At 71.3% G+C, this 16742-nt stretch carries 17 protein-coding genes and 1 riboswitch; of the genes, 8 read left to right on the forward strand and 9 right to left on the reverse strand.

The window, feature by feature from the left end:
• Positions 1–5 precede the first annotated feature (5 nt).
• From ACJ8AN_RS28325 to ACJ8AN_RS28340, 4 genes are all read right to left on the reverse strand, one after another.
• Complete coding sequence (locus ACJ8AN_RS28325; protein WP_407758612.1) at positions 6–1586, reverse strand: MXAN_6577-like cysteine-rich protein; 1581 nt, start codon at positions 1584–1586, stop codon at positions 6–8.
• On the reverse strand, positions 1583–3565 hold the full coding sequence (locus tag ACJ8AN_RS28330; protein WP_407758613.1) for a TonB-dependent receptor plug domain-containing protein: 1983 nt from the start codon (positions 3563–3565) through the stop codon (positions 1583–1585). Before ACJ8AN_RS28330 ends, ACJ8AN_RS28325 begins: the two co-directional genes overlap by 4 nt.
• Before the next feature lie 50 nt (positions 3566–3615).
• A riboswitch (cobalamin riboswitch) is annotated at positions 3616–3749 on the reverse strand.
• A gap of 6 nt (positions 3750–3755) precedes the next feature.
• On the reverse strand, positions 3756–4313 hold the full coding sequence (locus ACJ8AN_RS28335) for an FHA domain-containing protein (protein ID WP_407758614.1): 558 nt from the start codon (positions 4311–4313) through the stop codon (positions 3756–3758).
• Between the two features lie 113 nt (positions 4314–4426).
• A complete protein-coding gene (locus ACJ8AN_RS28340) occupies positions 4427–5056 on the reverse strand; it encodes a hypothetical protein (RefSeq protein WP_407758615.1) in 630 nt (209 codons plus the stop codon).
• Between the two features lie 282 nt (positions 5057–5338).
• On the opposite strand from ACJ8AN_RS28340, the gene ACJ8AN_RS28345 reads away from it, so the two are divergent.
• Together ACJ8AN_RS28345 and ACJ8AN_RS28350 are read left to right on the forward strand one after the other, a co-directional pair.
• Positions 5339–5593 (forward strand): hypothetical protein, encoded by a 255-nt coding sequence (locus ACJ8AN_RS28345; RefSeq protein WP_407758642.1) that lies wholly within the window; start codon positions 5339–5341, stop codon positions 5591–5593.
• Positions 5590–5988, forward strand: coding sequence for a ComEA family DNA-binding protein (locus tag ACJ8AN_RS28350; protein WP_407758616.1), 399 nt, complete (start codon positions 5590–5592; stop codon positions 5986–5988). Before ACJ8AN_RS28345 ends, ACJ8AN_RS28350 begins: the two co-directional genes overlap by 4 nt.
• A 67-nt stretch (positions 5989–6055) precedes the next feature.
• Here the strand turns inward: ACJ8AN_RS28350 and ACJ8AN_RS28355 are convergent, their stop codons facing one another.
• The 4 genes from ACJ8AN_RS28355 to ACJ8AN_RS28370 all read right to left on the reverse strand — a co-directional run bounded on the left by ACJ8AN_RS28355 (position 6056) and on the right by ACJ8AN_RS28370 (position 9606).
• Positions 6056–7693 carry a serine/threonine-protein kinase gene (locus tag ACJ8AN_RS28355; RefSeq protein ID WP_407758617.1) on the reverse strand — a complete coding sequence of 546 codons (1638 nt, stop codon included), beginning with the start codon at positions 7691–7693 and terminating at the stop codon, positions 6056–6058.
• Between the two features lie 76 nt (positions 7694–7769).
• Positions 7770–8396 carry a histidine phosphatase family protein gene (locus tag ACJ8AN_RS28360; protein ID WP_407758618.1) on the reverse strand — a complete coding sequence of 209 codons (627 nt, stop codon included), beginning with the start codon at positions 8394–8396 and terminating at the stop codon, positions 7770–7772.
• Positions 8397–8399: 3 nt separating this feature from the next.
• Positions 8400–8882, reverse strand: coding sequence for an adenosylcobinamide-GDP ribazoletransferase (locus tag ACJ8AN_RS28365; RefSeq protein ID WP_407758619.1), 483 nt, complete (start codon positions 8880–8882; stop codon positions 8400–8402).
• The gene (locus ACJ8AN_RS28370) at positions 8818–9606 is read right to left on the reverse strand and encodes a hypothetical protein (RefSeq protein WP_407758620.1); all 789 of its coding nucleotides are present in this window, start codon (positions 9604–9606) and stop codon (positions 8818–8820) included. Before ACJ8AN_RS28370 ends, ACJ8AN_RS28365 begins: the two co-directional genes overlap by 65 nt.
• 360 nt (positions 9607–9966) lie before the next feature.
• Between ACJ8AN_RS28370 and ACJ8AN_RS28375 the strand changes: the two genes are divergently transcribed.
• From ACJ8AN_RS28375 to ACJ8AN_RS28395, 5 genes are all read left to right on the forward strand, one after another.
• A complete protein-coding gene (locus ACJ8AN_RS28375; protein WP_407758621.1) occupies positions 9967–11394 on the forward strand; it encodes an OprO/OprP family phosphate-selective porin in 1428 nt (475 codons plus the stop codon).
• 288 nt (positions 11395–11682) lie between these two features.
• Positions 11683–12732, forward strand: coding sequence for a sulfate ABC transporter substrate-binding protein (locus ACJ8AN_RS28380; protein WP_407758622.1), 1050 nt, complete (start codon positions 11683–11685; stop codon positions 12730–12732).
• Between the two features lie 16 nt (positions 12733–12748).
• Positions 12749–13588: a sulfate ABC transporter permease subunit CysT gene (gene cysT / locus ACJ8AN_RS28385; RefSeq protein WP_407758623.1), complete on the forward strand. Its 840-nt coding sequence runs from the start codon at positions 12749–12751 to the stop codon at positions 13586–13588.
• A gap of 10 nt (positions 13589–13598) precedes the next feature.
• Positions 13599–14447: a sulfate ABC transporter permease subunit CysW gene (gene cysW / locus ACJ8AN_RS28390; RefSeq protein ID WP_407758624.1), complete on the forward strand. Its 849-nt coding sequence runs from the start codon at positions 13599–13601 to the stop codon at positions 14445–14447.
• Positions 14444–15505, forward strand: a complete 1062-nt coding sequence (locus tag ACJ8AN_RS28395) for a sulfate/molybdate ABC transporter ATP-binding protein (RefSeq protein WP_407758625.1) — start codon at positions 14444–14446, stop codon at positions 15503–15505. The genes cysW and ACJ8AN_RS28395 overlap by 4 nt, the downstream gene beginning before the upstream one ends.
• Before the next feature lie 174 nt (positions 15506–15679).
• Here the strand turns inward: ACJ8AN_RS28395 and ACJ8AN_RS28400 are convergent, their stop codons facing one another.
• Positions 15680–15829, reverse strand: coding sequence for a nicotinate-nucleotide--dimethylbenzimidazole phosphoribosyltransferase (locus tag ACJ8AN_RS28400; RefSeq protein ID WP_407758643.1), 150 nt, complete (start codon positions 15827–15829; stop codon positions 15680–15682).
• 170 nt (positions 15830–15999) lie between these two features.
• Between ACJ8AN_RS28400 and ACJ8AN_RS28405 the strand changes: the two genes are divergently transcribed.
• Positions 16000–16584 (forward strand): MarR family winged helix-turn-helix transcriptional regulator, encoded by a 585-nt coding sequence (locus ACJ8AN_RS28405; protein ID WP_407758626.1) that lies wholly within the window; start codon positions 16000–16002, stop codon positions 16582–16584.
• Positions 16585–16742: the final 158 nt, after the last annotated feature.

Here is a 16742-nt window from a genome sequence, read left to right on the forward strand (position 1 = left end):
GGGGCTCAGGGAATCGCGACGACGTCACCGACGAGGGAGGGGCCATTGCTCCGAGGGCAGGCGAGGATGGGCGGCTCGGCACCGGGCCCCAGGCCGCGCCGCTCGACGAGCGAGTCCCCCACCACCTCGAGGACGAAGACGCGGCCCGCGTTGTTGTCGCCCACGTAGGCGCGGTTGCCCACCAGGGAGAAGCGGCCCGCGGAGGGCAGCGCGCACGAGGTCCCCTCCGCGCACCGCAGCGCGAGCGAGGCCACCACCTGGTCCCCGGCATCGAGCAGCACCAGCCCGGTTCCTCGCACGTCGATGAGGTTGAAGTCGCGGTCATAGGCCGCCGCGCCGCTGCAGCTCACCAGCAGCCGCTCGCCCACGGGCGCGACCCAGAAGGGATTGAGGCAGCCCTCGCCGAGCTCGAGCAGGTCCACCGCTCGGGTGACCGGGTTGATGCGGGCGAGGAACCCGGGCCCTCCCACGGAGAAGTCCCCAGGGTCCAGATTGCCGAGCGCGGCGTACACCCGGCCCCCACGCGAGGCGATGCCCGCGGGTGCCGGCGCGGTGGTGTGGCCCTCGAAGGGTTTGAGGGCCTCGCCCGTGGGCAGCTCGAAGGTGTCCGTGATGGCCGGCGCGCTGGGAGTGGCCACCGAGACGCGGACCACCTTGCCGCCCGCGGACGGCGCCGTCTGCAGGTTGCCCAGCAGCGTGACGTACGCATCCGCGCCCTCCAGCGTGAAGCCATACGGGTTGGTGTTCGCGCCGAAGTTCACGCTGCCCACGTTGGTGAGCGTGATGCCGTCGGGGAAGCGCGGGCCGGGGCCGGGAGCGGGCTCCTCGTCGCGCCGGAGCACCTGCAGCGTGTTGCTCGTGGAGTTGAGGATGAAGACGTACGGGTCGCGCACGAGCAGGTGGTTGGGCACCAGGCCCGTGGTGTTGCGCTCGGGCAGCTCGCCATAATCGGAGAGCCGGGCCTGGAGCAGCCGCATGGACGCATCCAGCACCAGCAGCTCGTCCTGGAGGCGCGCGACGGTCTGGGGACTCGTGCCCACCGCCACCGAGGGCCCCTTCACGTCCGGTCCCGCCTGGAGGCCCACCACCTGCCCCGTGTTGAAGCACGTGGCGACGACGTCATAGGTGCAGATGCCACCGCGGCAGCTCCGCGAGTCCGCGCACACGTTGCCGCAGGCGCCGCAGTTGAAGGCGTCCGTGCTCAGGTCCACGCACGAGCGGTCGCAGCGCTCGGAGGACGCCAGCGTACAGGCGGCCTTGCACTGTCCCCGCTCGCAGACCTGGCCGGCGGCGCAGGCCGTGCCTCCCGCTCCCGCACAGCCGCCGCAGTGAGCGGGGTCCGACGCGGTGACGACGCACTGGCCACCGCACACCATGGCGCCCGAGCGGCAACGGCACGCGCCCTCGACACAGGCCTCCGTGGCGGCGCAGGCCACGCCACAGGCGCCGCAATCGGACGAGGTGCTGGAGAGGTCCACGCACGTCCCACCGCAGCGCGACTGGCCCTCGGAGCACAGCGGGCCCTCGTCGGGGCACCCCGCGAGCAGGAGACACAGCGCCACCAGGAAAAGAACCGCGCGAATCATGGTGCGTCACCTGGCCCGAAATTCCCCGCCACCGACAGGTACACGCCGCGGCTCGGGAGGGGGTATCCCACGAAGTCCTCGGCTCGCGCATCGAAGAGGTTCTTCACCTCGCAGGACACGGTGAGCTCCGGGCGCGAGCCCCAGGTGCTCGACACGCCCGCGTGGACGAAGGCGCGCCCGGGCAGCGACATCGCCCCGTCCCGCGAGAGGGCGTGCGCCGACTGCCCCACCAGCTCCACCCGCCCCGTGAGCCACTTCGGCCCGCCCAGGACTCGCGCCGCGAGCTTGTGCCTCGGCCGGTAGGGCAGCTCGCGCAGGTAGAAGCGGCTGTCTCGCTGCAGGTCGCTCGACACCGTGAGCGTGTAGCTCAAGGCTCCCGAGAGCCATGGATGCGGATGCCACTCGCCCTCGGCCTCGAGCCCCATCACGCGCGCGTTGGCGAAGTTGTAGGGCCGCGCCGCGCCGGGTGGATAGGCCTCGTAGGAGATGAGGTCCTCGTAGAGGCTCGCGAAGCCGCCCACCGACACCAGCGACACCTCCGAGCGGTGCACCACCGCCGCATCCGCGTACAGCGCGCTCTCGGGGCGCAGGTCCGGGTTGGGCAGCAGCGTGCCCTGGCGCACGTACAGCTCCAGGAAGGAGGGCGCCCGGTGCGAGCGGCCCGCGTTGGCGCGCAGCTCGAAGCCCGAGGGCAGCAGCACCGTGGCCCCCACCTTCGGGGACAGCAGCGTGTACGGGCCCGCCCGCTCCACCCGCACCGAGGGCGCCACGGTGAGCTGCCCGTCCCATAGCAGCACCTCGTCCATCGCCATCACGCTGGCGCGCAGCCACGAGGGCTCTCCGTTGGAGGCCTCGCTCGTCACCGCCGCCGTCACGGACTCGCCGCCCACGCCCACCTGCGCGGACACCGAGTGCCACCCGCCCAGCAGCACCTGCCCCTCCCACTCCACCCCGCCCACCTGCTGCACCTGCGGGCTCGTCTGGCTCCACGGCCCACCCGACAGCGCCAGCCCGTCCCGCCGGTAGTACGCGCGCGCGTCCGTCCGCACTCCGCCCGGCAACGTGCCCGACACCCGCACGCTCGCCGAGCCACGGGCTCCCGACTGCCGCGCGTCCTCGCTCGGATTCTGCGCCGTGCCCGCCAGCCCCCGCTCGTCGAAGGAGAGCTCGCCCAGCACGTCCGCGGAGAAGCCACCGCCCAGCGCGTGCCGCAGCCGCAGCAGGCCTCCCGCGCCTCGCGCGTCGTTGTTGATGCGCCGCCGCTCGAGGAGCGCGTCCCCGGGCAGCGTGGGGCTCGGGTCGAAGAGGTACGGGAAGCGTCCGCCCGAGGTGCCCCCATGCACGAGCAACAACGCCTCACCGCCCGCGAGCGGCCCCTCCGCCGACAGCCACCCCGTCGCCGTGTCCCAGCTGCCGTAGGTGAGCTCTCCCGCCAGGCGAGCCTTCGCGCCGGGACGCCGGGTGATGATGTTGATGGCCCCGCCCAGCCCTCCCGAGCCGTAGCGCGCGCCCGCCCCGCCGCGCAGCACCACGAAGCGCTCGGCCAGGGCCACGGGCACGCGCGACAGGTCCGCGATGCCTCCCGCCCCGTTGAGCGGAATGCCGTCGAGCAGCACCAGCGTGCCGTTGGCGGACGCGCCCCGCACCACCACGCTCTTGCTCTGCCCGTAGCCGCCGAGGTCCTGCACCGTCACGCCGGGCGCGGTGGTCAGCAGCTCCGCGGTGTCCCGGGCCGCCGCGCCGAACTCCTCCACGCGGATGACGGTGAGCGCGCCGCTCGGGTCCCTCCGCGCCGCCGAGTCCGGAGGCTCGGGCGCCAGCGGCTTCTCCTCCACCTCGACGGTGGGAATGCGCAAGGGCTCGCCAGCGGGGGCGTCCGAGGCCGAAGGGTCCTGGGGAGAGGCCTGTTGGGCCCGCGCGAATCCGCTCGTGCTGAGCGCCAGGCAGAGCAACCGCCCGGCGAGGTGCAACCACCGCATGGACCCGCCTTCCGCTCTCTCCGTCGAAGAGAGAAGGCAAACGCGGGCGCATCACGCCCACACCCCTGGGCAGGTCTCCTGACTCCCGGGCTGGCTGCCCGGTCACAGTGGCGGGACCGCGCCGGACTTACACCGGCTTCCCTCTTGAAGGCCCGGCATGGGCACCCAAGGGCAGGCCCTTCCTAGGGGCTCAACCCCCGCGCGTCAAGCCACCCTCGCCGAGGGAGACGCGCGGGCCCCGGGAATGGCGCGCCAGCCAGTCGAGGATGAACTGATTGAAGGCGGAGAACTGAAGGAAGGTGGCCAGCATGTCCCCGAAGCGCAGCGAGGCCCGATCGAAGAGCGGCGTGGGCCGTCCGGGAATGAGCAGCGTGCCGTTGTGCCAGGTGCCGTTGTGGCTGCCGTCGTCGGTGACGTACCAGACGCCCGTCTGCTTCTCCTCGCTGAAGGTGGCGTGCACCCGGGACACCGTGGGGTCCTCGACGATGACATCGTTGTCGGGCGTACGTCCCAGGGTGATTCCCGTGGTGAGCGAGGTGGAACCGAAGCTCTTGCGCACCTCGAGCACGAGCGGCTCGGCGACCGTGGGCCGGCGCACCGACAAGCCCGTCATCGTGCTGCGGGTGAACAGGGGGCGCACTCCTGTCGGAGGCGCCTCCCACACCAGCACCGGCCAGCACACCGCGCGCCGCACGGAATGGGGATCTTCCAGGAATTGTGAGGCGAGCACGGAGAACTTCAGGTGCACGGAACTACCCTCCAGCACACTCGGGGGTGACGGACACGGTGTGCATGGAGGGCGATCTGGGCCAGTCCCCCCTGGGGCGGTGAGCGCGGGGAGGACAGACGCGGCACAGGTGCTCAGTGGGAGGAAGCAAGCACCTGAAAGGGGATGCGCAGCGTGGTGAACGTCTCACCGGTGCTCGCGTCCACCAACCGGGCCTCGAGCGTGACCTGGCGCTCATCGGCGCCGAGGCTCTCGAAGTAGAGGAAGCCCGTCCACGAGGACTCGTTCTTCAGCACGCCCTCGGGGAAGGCCTGGCGCAGCATGTCCACCGTGGGCAGCCCCGTGTTTCCACAGGAGTAGCAGATGACCTCGGGATCCCGGGTGAAGCGGCCCTGCGGGTTGTAGCTGGGAGGCGCCGTCGGCCCCCGGAGGGTGGTGCCAGGCCGGGCCAGCGTGTTGGGCTGGAGCGCGGCGTAGTGCGCCCCGCCCACGAGCGTGAAGCCCTCGTACTGGATGCGCAGGATACGGCCGCTGGTGTTCTCCAGGGCGAGCTCCACCGGCGTGAGGGTGCTCGGGAGATCCGAGGGGTCCCCCTTCCAGGTGTCCGCGCTCGCCACGAGCCGCACCCCCTTGTCCTCGGCGGCGGCGATGCGCCCGTCCTTCGAGACGACGACCTGAGCGGCCGGCGAGGGACGCATCCGCGCCGGGGTGGAACAACCCGTCAGCAGCCACAACACCACGACACCCAGAATGCGGGAGCGCATGAACGTGCTCTTCCTTGTCGGTGAGACTCCGGCCCCGCCGCGCATCTTCCGCGTGGGAGCGGGTGCTCGCCAGCCCTTTCCACCGCCGGCTGTCACCTGGAACGCGGACGGGCGGGGAAGGTTGCCGGGAGGACCCACGCCGTCCCGTGCCCGGGACGAACCGCGCGCGGCCGTACGCCCCGCACGCGTGGCCTCCGAGGGAAACCCTCCTGGCACGGCGCCTGCTCAGGGAGCGGCCACCGCGCCATGGAGGCGCGCAGGAGAAGGACAAAGGTGGTCGAGATGCTGACGGCGGGAAAGCGGTTGGCGGTGTTCTCCATCCGCGAGGGCAAGGGCGGGAGCATCTGGGTGCGTGCGGGGAGCGCCTTCGTGAACAAGGACGGCTCGCTCAACGTGCTGCTGGATGTGCTGCCGCTGGACGGGAAGCTGCACGTGCGCGAGGCGGGGGACAAGAAGGACACGGTGCAGGCGGGCGGTGGCGGGCGCTACGGGCTCGAGGGCGGACTGGACTCGCTGCCCGTGGGAGGCCACTCGTGAGCGCGCGGGTGATGGGGACGGTGGTGGCCGCGGTGCTGGGGCTGGTGCTGCTCGGCACCGGGAGCGCGGAGGCGGCAAGCGGGAGGACGCGGACGCGCTACACGGGGGTGGTGAACCTCAACGAGGCGACGGTGGCGCAGCTGGACGTGCTGCCGGGTGTGGGGGCGAAGGCCGCGCAACGCATCGTCGCCTGCAGGCAGAAGCGGGCCTTCAAGCGCATCGAGGAGCTGGTGCGGGTGAAGGGCTTCGGCAAGAAGCAGTTCCTCAAGCTCAAGCCGCACCTGACGCTGGAGGGGCCGACGACGCTGAAGGCGGAGAAGGTGCCGGTGGAGCTGCCCGCGGTCCACCTCACCGCCGCCGCGGCTCCGGCTGCGGCTCCGGCGGCGAAGCCCTGAGCACCCGGGAGGGAGGAGGCCGCGAGCCCCGGGCCTCCTCTCCTTCTCTCGCACCCACGGGCCCGGCTCAGCGGCGGGCGGCGCGGGGCGGCAGCTCGAGCACGTCGGCGTGCTCGGTGAGGGCCATGTCGGGCGTGAGCTGGAGGGGCTGCACGGGCAGGGCGGCCTGGGTCGTGGCCTGACGCAGGGCATCGATCAACTGCTGCCGGCCGTGGGGATAGGGCGCCTCGTCTCCCGTGAGCGCCATGAGCTGCCCTTGGAGCACCTCGCCCGAGGGCGTGCGCCGCTCCGGGTCGTGCACGAGCAGACCCATGACGATGGCGTCGAGCGCGGGCGAGATGCCAGCCACGAAGTGGGAGGGAGGCAGCAGCTCCTGCTGGGTGGAGGCGACCATCAGCTCCCGCTCGGTCTCGCCCTGCAGGGCGCGCTGGCCGGTGAGGGCCTCGTGCAGGGTGAGGCCAAGGGCGAAGAGGTCCGCCCGGCCATCCAGGGGCTTGCCGAAGGCCTGCTCCGGCGCCATGTAACCCGCCTTGCCGCGCACCGTCTGCGCCTGGGTGAGGGCGAGCCGGTTGGCCGCGCGCGCGATGCCGAAGTCCGACACCTTCACCTCACCGATGCGCGAGAGCAGGACGTTGGGCGGGTTGAGGTCGCGGTGCACCAGGCCCAGCAGCTCGCCCCGGGAGTCCGTACGGCCGTGCATGTACGCGAGCGCCGCGGCCACCTCCGCGCCCACGTAGGCCACCGCCGCCGAGGGCAGCCGCCGCACCCCGAGACGCAGCAACAGCGAGCTGAGCGGCATGCCCTCCACGAACTCCATGGCGAGGAAGACGGTGCCCTGGTGCCGCCCCAGGTCGAGCACCTGCACGATGTTGGGGTGGATGAGGAGCGAGCCCAGCTCGGCCTCGCGGCGGAACATGGCGAGGAACTCCTCGTTGTCCGCGTAGGCCGGGAGGATGCGCTTGACGGCCACCTGCTTCTCGAAGCCGCCCTCGGGGCTATAGGTGGCGCGGAACACCTCGGCCATGCCACCCGCGCCCAGCCGCTCGTGGAGGAAGTACTTCCCCATCACGTCCTTCTCGCGGATGGCGCGCAGCGCCTGCTCGGCCTTGGCCACGATGACGCTGGCGAGCGTGGCCGTCAGGGGCCCGTAGGAGAAGAGGAACACGCAGCGCAGCAGCACCATGGGGAAGGAGAGGGTGCTCAGCGAGTCGGGCGGGAGCCGGGGCTGCGCCACGAAGAGGTAGAGCGCCAGGTACTCGAGCGCGGCGAGCGCCGCCGCCCCATACGCCAGCTTCTTGCCGGCCCGGAGCGCGCACACGACGATGAGCGCGCCCCAGGCGACCAACGGCGGCGCGGTGAGCGCGTACGCGGGCCCGTGGAAGTACACGTCCATGGTGAACACCACCGCCGGGATGGACACGGTGAGGGCGCTGTCCACCCACTGCATCGCCGGGTGGAAGCCGCCCTGCTGGAGCGTGCGCAGGATGAGGGCGTAGTAGACGCACAGCCCGCCCGTCAGCCCCGCGATGCACAGCGCCAGGCCCCAGCCAATCATTCCCGCGAGCAGCAGCGCGGCCACGCAACTGAGCAGCGTCATCCCCCGCATGAAGCGGGCGATGGCCATCTCGCGCGGGACGACGTCCTGGTCCAGGTACTCCTGCAACAGCCGGGCGGAGTGCGGCACTCGGGGGGCGGCGGCTTCCATGGCGGGCCAGTCTATCCGACTCCCCGGTCCGCCATCGATGCACCCCCCTGGCAGAGGTGCCCCCGCGCGAGCGGGCTCAGCCGAACGTCACGTTCATCAACTTCACGATGGGCTCGTCCCCGTAGAAGTCGATGATGTTCACCGCCGCGTACCCCTGCTCCAACCGGAACAGGTTCTCGTCCGGCATGCCCAGCGCCTCGGCCAGCAGCGTCCGGTTCACCCCGCCGTGCGACACCAGCACGAACGTCTCTCCGGCATGCCGCGTGCGCAGCGCATGGCCCGCCAACCTCACCCGCTCGCGCATCTCCCGGTAGCTCTCGCCCTGGGGAAATTGCACTCGCGTCGGGTGGGCCATCCACTCCGCGTAAATCTCCGGGTAGCGCTTCTCCGCCTCCTCGTACGTGAGGCCCTCGAAGAGACCGAAATCAATCTCCCGGAACGCCTCCTCCGTATCCACCGCCATCCCCTTGAGCTCCGCCAGCGGCGCCGCGCTCTCCAGCGCCCTCTGCCTCGGGCTGGCGTAGATGCGCAGCAGGGGCGCCTCGGAGAGGAAGCGCGCGGCGCGCTCGGCCTGCATCCGGCCCGTGGCGGACAACCCCACGTCCAGCCGCCCGTAGCACCGGCCCCGCGTCTCCTCCACCGGCTGACCGTGACGCACCAGCACCATGCGCGTCACGCCCTTCGGAAGTCGCCAGTCCATCATCGCCTACCCCTCCCCCAGCCCGAGCAGCACCACGAACACCCGCGTTTCACAGACTTCCGTGTTCGCTCCCATCGTGTCTCCCGTAATCCCCCCAATCCTTTGCACGCACCACGCACCTTGGATCGCGGTCAGCGCCGTCACCCCCGCGAATACCATGCCCCCGCGCCATCCCCCCGCCAGCCCCACCGCCAACAGCGTCGCACCCAACAGTTCCATCCACCCGAGAGGGTCCGTGATGGCGGACCCCAACCCGCCCGAGCGGCGCGCAGACGGCAACGTCGCGCGGCCCACGTCCGCCGCGTCGAACGTGGCCGCCCCGGGCACGGGGATGCGGCTGGGGAATGCGATGCCAGCGGACAGGCGCCTCATGGGAGGGCGCCTCTTGCCATGTTTTCGCGCGGATGAACACCCGCACCTGACTTCAGCGGTCGGCCCGGCCCGCCAACGTGGCCCGCACGGAATCCGCAATCCGAGACAGGGCCGCATCTACCGCCGCCCAGGGCACCATCCGCCCCACCAGCAGCCCCAGGATGAACGTCAGCACCCACATGCGGCGCCCCGGCCCACGTCGCCCCCGGGCCTTCGGAGACGGGCTCCCCGGCTGCGCCCCTTGCACCAGCGCCAGCGCCTCCTCGTCCAGCACGAGCACCCGGACCTTGATGCCGCCCGACATCAGCGCCTGCACCAGGTCCTCCAGGAAGCGCTCGTAGTGCTCCGGCGCGAGGTCCAGCTCCATTCCATGGTGGGACTCGTAGCGGCGGGCCACCGACTCGTAGCCGCGCAGCTGCGCCTCCTCCTTCGAGGCATCCACCCAGCCGCACACCACCGAGGGCGCCGAGCCCTCCCGCGCCACGAGCGAGATGGACTGCCGCGCCAGGCGCCCTCCCGCGGTGCTGGGCCCCTCGGGCTCGTCCACGCGGAGCACGCGGTACGGCGCGCGGCCGAAGAAGCGCCGGGAGAAGGTGTCGCGCAGCAGGTCGGCGATCAGCACCGCCCGCGTGGAGAACGCCGTGCGCAGGGGCTCCTCCTCCACGGGCACGGGCGGAGGCGCCGCCTTCAGCCGCGTCGTGTTGTCCTCGAGCGGAGCCGCGCGCGTGTCGCCGTCCAGCTCGAGGGGCGGCACGCTCCAGGGAGGGCTCGTCGCCTCCTGGTCCAGCGCGGAGAAGTCGAGCTCCACCCTGCGCCCGAGGTTCTTCTTCTGGTCCGCCATGTGCCGCTCCCTCCCAGGCCCCTGGAGCCCGGGCGCGGCACGATAAGGGGTGAGACGCCCAGGCCCCAACCCCCCCACGCGCCGCGCGGGAGGCGTCCGCTATAACGGACGAATGGATTGACAAACGGATGACGCCCGGGCACCTTGGCTCCCGTTCCCAATGCCCATCCCCACGCCCCCAGTGCTCTGTTGCTGTCGGTCCCCCGGGGTGGGCGCTCGCGCACCGCAAGCCTGAGAGCCGAGGCCGCGCGGAACACGAAGCCCACCCCCCGCGAGGGAACGGTGGGCTTTCGAGTACCTGGAGTCCTCGAATCCCCTCGGAGCGCTCGCGGGCCGATTTCCCCCAAACGAGGTAGCACCTTGGACGAGTCGAGCTGGACGAAGCAGTCATCGAAGTCTCCCCGCCGTGGAGCGCTGCCGCGCGCGGTGCTGGCCACGGCCTGGCTGGCCCTGCCCGGAGCCGCGGCAGCGCAGCAGACCCCGGCGGGAGCGCCGCAGACGCCGCCGGACGCGACGGTGGAGACGCCGAAGCCGGAGAACCCGAAGGCGGAGACGCCGCCGCCCGCCCCCGAGGCGAAGCCGCCCGCTCCGGCCGCTCCGCCGGTCGTCAGCGCGGGGCCGGAGGGCTTCACGCTCGCGTCGGCGGACAAGCAGTTCCAGCTCAAGCTGCGCGGCTACGTGCAGGCGGACGGCCGCTACTTCGCGAGCGAGAAGGACCGGCCCGCGGTCAACACCTTCCTCGTGCGGCGGGCGCGCCCCATCCTCGATGGCACGCTCTTCGGCCTGGTGGACTTCCGCATCATGCCGGACTTCGGCAGCGGCACGACGACGCTCCAGGACGCGTACGTGGACCTGCGCCCCCGGCCCGAGCTGCGGCTGCGCGTGGGCAAGTACAAGCCGCCCTCCATGGGGCTCGAGCAGCTCCAGTCCGACAGCAACATCGTCTTCGTCGAGCGCAACCTGCCCTCCAACCTCGTGCCCAACCGCGACGAGGGCATCCAGCTGCACGGGGAAATCGCCGGGGGCGTGCTGACGTACGCCGTCGGGGCCTTCAACGGCACGCCCGATGACGCCAGCGTGGACGCCAACCTCGACGACAACGTGGACCTCGCCGCGCGCGTCTTCTCGCACCCGTTCCGGCGCACCGAGTGGACGCCCCTGAAGGGGCTCGGGCTGGGAATCGCCGGCAGCAGCGGCAGCCAGCACGGCACCCCGTCCGCCACGGGCCTGGCGCCCTACCGCACCGTGGGGCAGCAGGTCTTCTTCAGCTACCTGTCGAGCACCACCGCGGCGGACACCGTCGTCGCCGATGGCGCGCACCTGCGCCTGTCGCCCCAGGCCTACTACTACTACGGCGGCCTGGGGCTGCTCGCCGAGTACGTCACCTCCACCCAGGAGCTGCGGCGCGGCACCGACGAGCGCGTCCGGGTGCGCAACGACACGTGGCAGGTGCAGGCCTCCTACGTGCTCTTCGGGGGCACCCCGGGCTTCGAGGGCGTGCGTCCCACCCACCCGCTGCGGCCCTCCGAGGGAAGCTGGGGCGCCGTGGAGCTCGCCGCCCGCTACGCCGAGCTGCACGTCGACCCCGACGCCTTCCCGCGCTTCGCCGACCCCAACCGCTCCGCGCGCGTGGCGAAGGGCTGGGGCGCCGCCGCCAACTGGTACATCGGTGGCAACAACCGCATCGGCCTCGACCTGGAGCACACCACCTTCGAGGGCGGCGCCGCCAACGGCGCGGACAAGCCCTCGGAGCTCGTCCTGTTCGGCCGCTTCCAGGCCAGCTTCTGATCCCCAGGTGCCCGGGGGAGGCCGTCCGTTATAGCGGATGAACCGCTTGACAAACGGACGCCCCCCGGGCACTTTGTGTCCTGTTCATGCACGTCCCCGGCCCCCAGAACCTATCGTGTTGTCCTGGGAGACCGGGGTGGGCGCCCGCCCGCCGGAGGCCTGAGGGCTGACGGCTGCGTGCTCTGGAGAGCCCACCACTCACCCGCGAGGGGACGGTGGGCTTTCGAGCTTCATGGGCCTCGAACCCACCGAGACCTCGCCGCCACCCTTCCGTTTCGAGGTATCTCAATGAAGCCGCTGTTCTCGCAGAAGCTCGCCGCTCCCCTGTTGTCCCTGCTGCTCGCCGCCGTGCCCGCGCTGGAGGGCTGCTCGAAGCCGGGCGCCGCGCAGGGCGAGCCCATCACCCTGCTCAACGTCTCGTACGACCCGACGCGCGAGCTCTACACGGACGTCAACGCCGCCTTCGCCAAGCAGTGGGAGGCGAAGAACGGGACGAAGCTCGTGGTGAAGCAGTCGCACGGCGGCTCGGGCAAGCAGGCGCGCGCCGTCATCGACGGGCTGGACGCGGACGTGGTGACGCTCGCGCTCGCGTACGACGTGGACATGCTGCACGACAAGGGCAACCTGCTGCCGGACAACTGGCAGTCGCGGCTGCCCAACAACAGCTCGCCCTACACGTCCACCATCGTCTTCGTGGTGCGCAAGGGCAACCCCAAGGCCATCCACGACTGGGAAGACCTCCTCAAGCCCGGCGTGGCCGTCATCACCCCCAACCCGAAGACGTCCGGCGGCGCGCGGTGGAACTACCTGGCCGCCTGGGGCTACGCGCAGCGCAAGGCCGGCGGCGACGAGGCCAAGGCGCGCGAGTTCATCACCCAGCTCTTCAAGAACGTGCCGGTGCTGGACTCGGGGGCGCGCGGCGCCACCACCACCTTCTCCGAGCGCGGCCTCGGTGACGTGCTCATCGCCTGGGAGAACGAGGCCTTCCTGCTCACCCAGGAGGTGGGCAAGGACCAGTTCGAGATCGTCGTCCCCTCGGTGAGCATCCTCGCCGAGCCGCCCGTGGCCATCGTGGACCGCAACGTGGACCGCAAGGGCACGCGCGCCGCGGCCGAGGCCTACCTGCAGTACCTCTACTCCGAGGAGGGCCAGGAGCTCGCGGCGAAGCACCACTTCCGGCCGCGCTCGCAGGCGGTGGCCGCGAAGTACGCCAGCCACTTCTCCACGGTGAGCCTGTTCACCATCGACGAGGTGTTCGGCGGCTGGAAGCAGGCGCAGAAGAAGCACTTCGACGACGGGGGCTCCTTCGACCAGGTCTACGTCCCCAAGGCGCAGTAGCCGGAGCCGCACCTTCATGTCCTCGAGCGCACGACGCCGCGTCCTGCCGGGCTTCGGACTGACGATGGGGCTGAGCTGGTTGTACCTGGGCCTCATCGTCCTGCTGCCGCTGTCCGGCCTCTTCCTCAAGACGTTCACCCTCTCCTGGGGCCAGTTCTGGGAGACGGTGGCCGCGCCCCGCGTGCTCGCGGCGTACCAACTGAGCTTCGGCGCGGCCTTCCTCGCCGCGCTGGCCAATGCCGTCTTCGGCCTGCTCGTGGCCTGGGTGCTGGTGCGCTACCACTTCCCGGGCAAGGCGCTGGTGGACGCGCTGGTGGACCTGCCCTTCGCCCTGCCCACCGCCGTGGCGGGGCTCACGCTCACCACGCTGTACTCGCGCAACGGCTGGTATGGGCAGTACCTGGAGGCGCTCGGCTTCAAGGTGGCCTTCACGCCGCTGGGCATCGTCGTGGCGCTCACCTTCATCGGGCTGCCCTTCGTGGTGCGCACCGTGCAGCCGGTGCTCGAGGACATCGACGTGGACGTGGAGGAGGCCGCCGCCACGCTGGGGGCCACGCCCTGGCAGGTGTTCACCCGCGTCCTCTTCCCCAGCGTCTTCCCCGCGCTGCTCAGCGGCTTCACGCTCGCCTTCGCCCGCGCCATTGGTGAGTACGGCTCCGTCGTCTTCATCTCCGGCAACATGCCGATGAAGACCGAGATTGCCCCGCTGCTCATCATCACGCGGCTGGAGCAGTACGACTACGCCGGGGCGACGGCCATCGCCGGGGTGATGCTCGGGGCCTCGTTCGCGCTGCTGCTCGCCGTCAACCTGCTGCAGCGCTGGAGCCAACGCCGGCTCGAGGCCCGGCCCGGGTAGGAGTCCCGCCATGCACCCGACCTCGCACGCTGCGCGCCGCCACCGGCGCCCCGTCTCCGGCCCGGCGCCCGTGCGCTGGCTGCTCATCGGCCTGGCGCTCGCCTTCCTCGGCGTGTTCCTCGTCGTGCCGCTGGTGGCCGTCTTCACCTACGCCCTGCGGAAGGGCGTGGGCGCGTACTTCGCCGCCATCGTGGAGCCCGAGGCCTGGTCCGCCATCCGCCTCACCCTGCTGGCCGCCGCCATCGCCGTGCCGCTCAACCTGGGCTTCGGGCTGGCCGCCGCGTGGCTCATCGCCCGCTTCCGCTTCCCCGGCCGGGACGTGCTCCTCACGCTCATCGACCTGCCCTTCAGCGTGTCGCCCGTCATCGCGGGCCTCGTCTTCGTGCTGCTCTTCGGCCGGCAGGGGTGGTTCGGCGCGTTTCTGGATGAGCACGACATCCACATCATCTTCGCCGTGCCCGGCATCGTGCTGGCCACCGTGTTCGTGACGTTCCCCTTCGTGGTGCGCGAGGTGCTGCCCGTCATGCAGGCGCAGGGGCAGGACGAGGAGGAGGCGGCGCTGTCGCTGGGCGCGAGCGGCTGGCGCACCTTCGTGCGCGTGACGCTGCCCAAGGTGAAGTGGGGCGTGCTCTACGGCGTGCTGCTGTGCAACGCGCGCGCGATGGGCGAGTTCGGCGCCGTGTCCGTCGTCTCGGGGCACGTGCGCGGGGTGACGAACACCCTGCCGCTGCACGCGGAGATTCTCTACAACGAATACAACCTCGCCGGTGCGTTCGCCGTGGCCTCGCTGCTCACGGTGCTCGCGCTGGTGACGTTGGCCGTCAAGAAGTACGTCGAGTGGAGGGCCGAGTCCCCATGAGCGTCATCGTCGAGCAACTCACCAAGCGTTTCACCGCCGCGGGGACTCCGGCCGTCTCGGATGTGTCGTTCCAGGCGCCGCCAGGGGCCATCACCACACTGCTGGGGCCCTCGGGCGCGGGCAAGTCCACGCTGCTGCGGCTCATCGCCGGGCTGGAGCTGCCGGACTCCGGCTCCGTGCGCATCGAGGGCGTGGACTGTACCCACCTGCCCGTGCAGAAGCGCGGCATCGGCGTCGTCTTCCAGAGCTACGCGCTCTTCAAGCACATGACGGTGCGGCAGAACATCGCCTTCGGCCTGGAGACGCGCCGGCAGCCCCGCGCTGAAATCGAAGCGCGCGTGGACGAGATGCTGCGCCTGGTGCAGCTCGAGGAGCTGGGCCAGCGCTACCCGGGGCAGCTCTCCGGAGGACAGCGGCAGCGCGTGGCCTTCGCGCGGGCGCTCGCCATCCGCCCCAAGCTGCTGCTGCTGGACGAGCCCTTCGGCGCGCTCGACAGCCGCGTGCGCGTGGAGCTGCGCGAGTGGCTGCAGGAGCTGCACGAGCAGACGGGTGTCACCACCCTGCTCGTCACGCACGACCAGGAGGAGGCGCTGGAGATTTCACAGCACGTGGTCGTGCTCTCGGATGGTCGCGTGGCCCAGGCCGGGCCGCCCGAGGAAATCTATGACCGGCCGGCCACCCCGTTCGTCGCCTCGTTCGTGGGCGGCACCAGCGTGCTGCGCGGCCTGGTGCGCTCGGGGCGGGCCGAGGTGGGCACGCTCGTGGTGAAGGCGCCCCAGAGCGCCCGCGAGGGCGAGGCGGTGCATGCGTTCGTCCGCCCGCATGACATCAAGATCGCCAAGCCCGCCAATGGCGACAGTGGGCCGAGCACGATGCTGGTCGAGCGGCTGAAGTCGGTGGGCGGCTACGTGAAGGTGCTGCTCAAGCTGCCCTCGGGCGAAATGGTCACCGTCGAGGTGCCCCGCTCCGAGTTCGACAACCTGGGCGTCGTCGAGGGCGACCACGTCCACGCCGACGTGCGCATGGCCAACGTGTTCCTCGGCGACTTCACCATCTGAGTGCGGGTCCCGGACGCACGGCCCCCAGCGGTTTCACTTCTACGCACGTAGAACCGGAATCGAGGGGGTCGGTTTCACTTCTACGCACGTAGAACCGGAATGGAGGGGGTCCGTTTCACTTCTACGCGCGTAGAAGTGGAGGGGCTCCTTGGTGACCCGAAGGAGGCACGTCCGTCACACCCGCGGCACCGGCCTGCCCGTCAGCGCGGCGAGCCGGCAGGCCAGTTCTTCCAGCCTCCCCAGGCTTCCCCTCGGCTTCGTCTTCCCGTCCAGCAGTGCCTGACAACGCACCGCGGCATCCGCGTCCGGCTTGGGGAGGGGGATGGTAGGGGACCAAACGAAGGCATGGACCGTCCTCGGGAGGGGGCGGCTGCGCCCTAGCCTGCACCCCCCCGTCCGGCAACGGTTTCCCCCGGCAGCGCCCCGCCATCGTCACTACCTGTCCAAGGATGAGACGCGCGACAGCAAGGTAGAATTTGGGGGACACTGTAGAAATGAAGCCAATCGACGAGGCCGGGGAACAGACCTCCGCCGACAAGAGCAACGCGCCTCCCCTCGGGGAAGTGCTGGAATTCATGCGCCTGCTGTGGGCCGTGGACCATGGCCTGCAATCCACCTCCAAACGCATGGAGGCCACGCTCGGACTGACGGGCCCCCAACGGCTGGTGATACGGCTCGTGGGCCGCTTCCCCGGCATCACCGCGGGGCGGCTCGCCCACATCATGCACGTGCACCCCAGCACGCTCACGGGCGTCCTCAAGCGCATGGAGAAGCGCGGGGTGCTCGAGCGCAAGGCGGATCCGCTCGACGGACGCAAGGCGCTCTTCGCGCTCACCGAGGCGGGCCGCGCCCTGGACGTGCCCTCCGCCGGCACCGTGGAGTCCGCCGTGCAGCGCGCCATCACCCGCATGTCGCGCACGCGCCTGATCAACGCCCAGGACGTGCTGACGGCGATCGCCGAGGAGCTGGGCGCCGGTTCGCCCTCGGGGGAGCCGGTGAACGGCACCCCGGACGGGGAGGGGTCCGAGCCCTCGGAGCGGGACGGCGAGGACGCGGCGTCCAAGAGCGCCAGCCGCTGAACCTCTGGCGCCCGCCGCCCCCCCGGGCAAGCTTCCACCGGAGGACACCCGGGGGCTCCAGCCCCCCGCCCGGTGGCCTGGGGGACGCGCCGCACGCCGGGGCCTGCTACAGATTTGGGAAATAGGTGGCCCGGCCATGGGTTGCCACACGACCGAGC

This window comes from Archangium sp. (genome assembly GCF_045802675.1).
Lineage (GTDB): Bacteria > Myxococcota > Myxococcia > Myxococcales > Myxococcaceae > Archangium.